The following is a 5,529-nucleotide window of genomic DNA, read 5'->3' as shown; positions in this document are numbered from 1 at the left end:
CCCCAACTACATCCTCGCCGCCTACATGGCCTCCGGCACATGACCCGCTCCTGCCGATGTGCGAGCGGTACCGGAAGGTCGGGTCGCTGACGCACGGACGGGCGTGGGCGAAGGAACACGCATGCGCAGGAGTGCACCGCAACTATGGTGGCGAAGAAGGCGATGCCGGAGGCGACCAACACGTCCTTCCACGAAGGCATGCGCGATCGATGACAGGAGAATCGTGGCGAAGATGCGTCGTTTCCTTCCGGTGCTCGTCGCCGGCGCTCTAGCGGTGGTCACATGTGTGCCTCCAGCAGCAGCCGCCGCTTCCGACGACGAGCTGATCCCGGGTGACACGCTGGTCGCGAACCAGGGGGTACACCAGTCCGCCCTCATGCCGCCATTCAACGAGCGGTACGCCGAGTCCCATCTTGAGATGCAGAGCGACGGCAACCTCGTGCTGTACCGGCTGGACCGTTACACCGGCATGGACTATGCGGACTGGCAGACAGGCACGAGTGGACACCCCGGCGCCTACCTCGCCCTACAGTCGGACGGGAATGCCGTTGTCTACACGGCGGACGGCGGACAGGCGTTGTGGCAGTCGGGTACCGCGGGTCAGGCAGGTGCACGCCTGACGCTGCAGCCCGACGGGAATCTTGTCGTGTATGCCGGTGGGGCGGCCCGCTGGCAGGCTGGCACTGCGATGTTCCGTAGCGGCCTGGGGAACGCGGTCGGACTCGAGCTGGCACCCGGCCAGGACCTGCTGTCAGACGGGGCGGCGGAGGTCGGGTACGAGGTCGGGCACAGCCGACTGGTGATGCAGACGGACGGCAACTTGGTCGCCTACCAGCAGGGCCGGGCCTATTGGCAGTCGGGAACCGCTGGCCGGCCCGGCGCCTACCTGGTGATGCAGTCGGACGGGAACGCGGTCGTGTACGCCTCCGACCGCGCCACCGTGCTGTGGCAGTCCGGCACCGCCGGGATCGGCGACTCCGCGCTCACTGTTCGTCACTTCGGGAGCATCCGGATCAGCAACGGCATCGACAGGATCACGGTGGTCCCCGAGGCGCCCGGGGCCGGCGGTAGGGACCGCGACTGCGGCTGCTAGGGATCGCGCGAGCCACGACGGCATGGGAGCGCATACCGGGCGCGAGGTTCATCTTCTGCCTTGCCACGTAGGGCCAGTGCGACCAAGCCGGCCGCCAGCGCGCCTAGCGACGTCTGCGCGTGATCCACTCCGAGCAGGTAGGCGGGCAAGTCGGCCGTGGACGTTTCGCCGGTGGGTCGACCTCCGCTGAGCAACGTGTCCGCCGCCCGGCGTGGTGCCGGGCGGCGGACTCTTTTCGGTCGTCGTCGCGGTGCCGAAGCGACAGCCTCGAGTCACTCCCCGATCGACAGGACGTCCGGGCCGGGGCGAGGGCCGCGCACGACGACGCGCTGCGTGACGTCGTCGCCGTCCGTGTCGTCGCCGTAGGCGCTCAGGGTGCCCCAGCCCCACAGGATGGTGATGTCCCACGGGTCCTGGTTGACCGGCAGCGCGAGGCCGGCCTGCCACAGGGCTGTCCGGCCGTCGGGCGCGTAGACGACGAGGTTCTCGTCGGCCTGCTGGGCGAGGTAGGCGCCAGGGTGGCCGGCGGTTCCGCTCTGCCAGTACGCGCGGCCCTCGTCGTACGCGACCAGGTTGCCGTCGGTCTGCATGACCAGGCGCGCCGGCCCGGGGACCGGGGCCAGCGTGCCCACGGCTGACTCGGCCTGGGACTGCAGGTCCTGCCCGGGGAGCAGGACGTCCTCCCCCTCGAGGTGATCCCGCAGCAGCGCCGTACCCGACTGCCAGCCGGCTGCGCCGGTGTCGTCGAGGACGACCACGTTGGCATCGCCCTGGACCAGGAGCACGGCTCCCGGACGCCCGGCCGTCCCGGACTGCCAGAGGGCCGTGATTCCGTCGGCGGCGTAGACCACGACGTTGCCGTCGGTCTGGACCGCTGCGTAGGCGCCCGCATGGCCCGCCGTACCGGACTGCCACAGCGGGACGTCCACCTCGTTGTAGAGCCGGGCGTACAGCACCAGGTTGCCGTCGCCCTGCATCTCCAGGTGCGCAGACGTCGTGAACCAGCGCTGGCTGTCCACGATCTCCTCGAGGCTGTCACCGGCTACGAGGAGACCGCCGATGTCGCCCGACGCCAGCCCACCCAGCCCGCCGGGCACCGCCGACGCTGGGACGGCGCCGAGAAGGCACGCCGCCACAGCGCCGGCGCTCGTCGCAGCGGCAGTGAGAAAGCGAAGTCTGGCGTGGAGCGGCATGGTTGGGGTCCCCCGAGCGACGAGTAGTAGAGGCACGGACCCTTCCGCGCCCCGACGAAACTATGGACGCCTCCGCACCTTCTCGTAGTCGTTACGAAGTCACGATCGCGCAACTCTGGTGCGGCCAGGTCGCCAAGGGCGAACCCGTACCACCGAGCGCGGGGACCGCCGAGTTCCGCTGCCGCATCAGGCGATAGCGGACGCTGCGCAGCCGCTATCGCATCGCTAAGGGCCGGCGCCTCGCACACGAGGCCCTGACCCATACGCCGCGGCGCCGCGGACGTCCGCTCATGCCGCTGCGCGAGCGGATGCCGATGGTGGATGCCGTGGTGGGCATGGGCGCATGCTCGTGCATGACTACGCCTTCGTCTGTGCCGTTGCCCGTGGTGACCGTGTCCGAGGGGTGGCGGACGGATCCGCTGCGTCTGGCGGTCGCCGGCTACTTGGCCCGCTACCGCGGGGAGACCCGCCGTCACACCGAGTCCGACCTGCGCTGCTACTTGCAATGGTGTCAGCAGCACGGGCTGGATCCGTTGCAGGCGCGGCGCCCGCACGTCGAGCTGTACGTGCGGTGGCTGCAGGAGACCCGCCGCTACGCCTCCTCAACGGTCTCGCGGCGGGTGTCGGTGCTGTGCGGGTTCTACCGCACCTGCGTCATCGACCAGGTCTTAGAGCACTCCCCGGCCGAGCACGTGGCGCGGCCACGCGTGCCGGCCGAATCACCCACGTTGGGCCTGACGCACCTGCAGCTGGAGGCGCTGCTGACCGCCGCCCGCCTCTCGCCACGAACCTCCGACTTTGCGCTGGTGTGCCTGCTCGGACTCCTGGGGCTGCGGATCTTCGAAGCCTGCGCCCTGGACATCGCCGACCTCGGCGAAGAGCACGGACACCGAGTGGCACGGGTGGTTGGCAAGGGCCATAAAGTCGTGCTGGTCCCGCTACCGCCCGCGGTGTCCCGAGCCGTCGACCGAGCGACAGCAGGGCGCCCGTCCGGGCCGGTGCTGCTGAACAGCCGTGGTCGCCGGATGGACCGTCACGCCGCCACCCGCCGGCGGCGTCGCCTGGCCGCGGCCGCGGGGGTGCACCTGCCCCGCATGCACCCGCACATGCTGCGCCACACCTACGTCACCACGATGCTCGACGCCGGCGTCGACCTGCGCGACGTGCAGATCGCCGCCCGCCACGCCGACCCCCGCACCACCATGCGCTACGACCGCGCCCGCACCACCCTGGACCGCCACCCCAACTACATCCTCGCCGCCTACATGGCCTCCGGCACATGACCGCATCCGCCGTTGAGCGTGAAGGGCCGCTGGTGGAGTCGAGCTGGGAGTGCGGCTCGTCTCGCTAGCCTCGGCCCGTGAGGATCGTCCAGCCGCGGAGGTCCTGGCAGATCTCTGTCTCCGCCGACGCGTTGGTGTGCAGTGCGCTTGCCCGGAGTCGTCGGGCAGACGTCGCTGCAGAGGCAGCATCGCTGCGTGCTGCGCTCGTCGAGCGGATCGTCGCGCTCAATCCCCAGGGCGACGCTCCAGCGCGCCTTGCACGCCTTGACCTTCTTCCCGAGGATGCGAGTTGGTCGCGTTGGCAGACAGTCGTATTCGCCGGGCGGGCCTGGGACGACGACGCAGCGATCGACTTGGCATTTGCGCTGTGGGACGTGATTGGCGAGGCGGCCTATCGCGCGACGATCCGGGGAGAGCAGCCACGCCTAACTCTGGGCCAGCGGTACGCCTGGCCGGGCGCGTCGGGCTCGAATTCGACCGGTGCCGAGGTCAGCGCTCGCGCGCCCGTCCGCGCTACAGACGTGGGCCGGTGGGCAGTGCTCGAGCTCCCGCTGGCCCTTTATGCCGACTTGGACAGCGGATTGATGGCGGCGCGGACCAGGATGATCGGCGCGGCCGTCGTCCTTCTCGGCCTGGGCGCCGGGCTCGGCGCGGGAATAGCGTTCGTCTTTGGCCGGTCCGCAGAGGCGGGTCTCGCGGCGGGTGTGATCGTCTCGGCGGCCCTTGTCGTCACCTATGTGCTGCTGATGATCAGCCTCATCGCAGGATCGGGACTGATGGCGTTGTCCCGCGCCCGCATAAAGGTCGAGAACGACGCCCGGGGCTTCCCACGGCGGAGTCGGATCGTCGCCGCCTCCTGGGTCGTTGCCGCGTTCGTCGGCATCGCGTCCGGCTTCGCGGCGGCGACCCTTGCCACCATGTGGGTCCAGGAACGTCCGTACCAGGGTGCCGTGCAGCAGACCAGCGGGACCGTCCTGTCTTGGGATGACGGCCACCGGTACCGGGTGTTTCAGCTCCAGTACGAGGCTGACGGCACCGTGCGGATCGGGGAGGCGAGCGTCGATGAGCTGGACCTGACCGTCTACTCCGAGGTCGGCGACACCGTCGCGCTCGAGTACCCAGTCGAGCACCCTGACCGGATCCGCGGAGCCGGCCGTGCAGCCGAGGGCCGGGACACGAATAGGGCATTCGCCTGGATCAGCGGCATCGGCGCCGGAGTCGCACTCGCCTGCGCAGCGACGGCAGTTGTCGTCGACCGTCGCCGACCACTCGCCGCGCGGCCTTGAGACCAAGAGCCGGCTCGGGCGCGGCACTCACAACCATCCGGATCTGCCGCGATCCGGACATCGCTCCGTTCGCGGGCCTTGCCTCCGCCGTGCATGGATTTGGGTGCGGTGGTGCCAAGTCAAAGCAACCGGTCGTAGAGCATCGAGACGGCGCGTTGAAAGTCGACGCGGCGGTCCCCGAGGAGCTTGTGCACTCCAGGCGCAGCGAGGTTCTTCCGCGCAGCAGCAAGGAACTCGTCGTCGTCGGGTCGGAGACTGCCGATCTCACGCCCGGCCCAGCCGGCGATCGTCGATTGCACTTCGTCCAACTGCATCCAGGCCTGCCAGACGTCGTCCCCGGCGTCGTCGTCGGGTCTGCGTGGTCTCACTTGAGCGACGCGCTTGAGCACGGTCTGCAGCTCTCGCTCCTGCGGCGCATTCAACTCGTTGGCACACACGCAACGATGCTCGCCGACCACGACACAGTCCGTCTACGTCACTGGGTGCCGCAGGCCTACCGAAGCGCGCGTTACAGCAAGCCGCCCGGCTTCGTACGGTCATGCCGCTGCGCGAGCGCATGCCGATGGTGGATGCCGTGTCGGGCATGGGCGCATGCTCGTGCATGACTACGCCTTCGTCTGTGCCGTTGCCCGTGGTGTTCGTGTCCGAGGGGTGGCGGACGGATCCGCTGCGTC

General features: G+C 69.6%; 5 protein-coding genes. 3 read left to right on the top strand and 2 right to left on the bottom strand.

Going from position 1 to position 5,529, the window contains the following annotated elements:
* Positions 1–223: 223 nt before the first annotated feature.
* Entirely contained in the window at positions 224–1,093 is an 870-nt protein-coding gene (locus tag BM048_RS17590) for a hypothetical protein (RefSeq protein WP_175499622.1), read from the top strand.
* A gap of 272 nt (positions 1,094–1,365) precedes the next feature.
* Here the strand turns inward: BM048_RS17590 and BM048_RS17585 are convergent, their stop codons facing one another.
* The gene (locus BM048_RS17585; protein ID WP_175499621.1) at positions 1,366–2,190 is read right to left on the bottom strand and encodes a hypothetical protein; all 825 of its coding nucleotides are present in this window, start codon (positions 2,188–2,190) and stop codon (positions 1,366–1,368) included.
* A gap of 386 nt (positions 2,191–2,576) precedes the next feature.
* On the opposite strand from BM048_RS17585, the gene BM048_RS17580 reads away from it, so the two are divergent.
* The gene (locus BM048_RS17580; protein ID WP_217644279.1) at positions 2,577–3,569 is read left to right on the top strand and encodes a tyrosine-type recombinase/integrase; all 993 of its coding nucleotides are present in this window, start codon (positions 2,577–2,579) and stop codon (positions 3,567–3,569) included.
* 77 nt (positions 3,570–3,646) lie between these two features.
* On the top strand, positions 3,647–4,855 hold the full coding sequence (locus BM048_RS17575) for a hypothetical protein (protein ID WP_090035352.1): 1,209 nt from the start codon (positions 3,647–3,649) through the stop codon (positions 4,853–4,855).
* Between the two features lie 119 nt (positions 4,856–4,974).
* Here the strand turns inward: BM048_RS17575 and BM048_RS17570 are convergent, their stop codons facing one another.
* Positions 4,975–5,292, bottom strand: coding sequence for a hypothetical protein (locus tag BM048_RS17570; protein ID WP_139224538.1), 318 nt, complete (start codon positions 5,290–5,292; stop codon positions 4,975–4,977).
* Positions 5,293–5,529 lie beyond the last annotated feature (237 nt).

It is taken from the genome of Cellulomonas marina, from assembly GCF_900111925.1.
Taxonomy (GTDB): domain Bacteria; phylum Actinomycetota; class Actinomycetes; order Actinomycetales; family Cellulomonadaceae; genus Cellulomonas; species Cellulomonas marina.
Note: the sequence above shows the minus strand (reverse complement) of the source record. Positions and strands in the feature narration are given on the sequence as shown.

Coding starts and splice junctions, on each gene's coding strand:
- BM048_RS17580 (WP_217644279.1), top strand. CDS start 2,577: ATGCCGCTGCGCGAGCGGATGCCGATGGTGGATGCCGTGGTGGGCATG.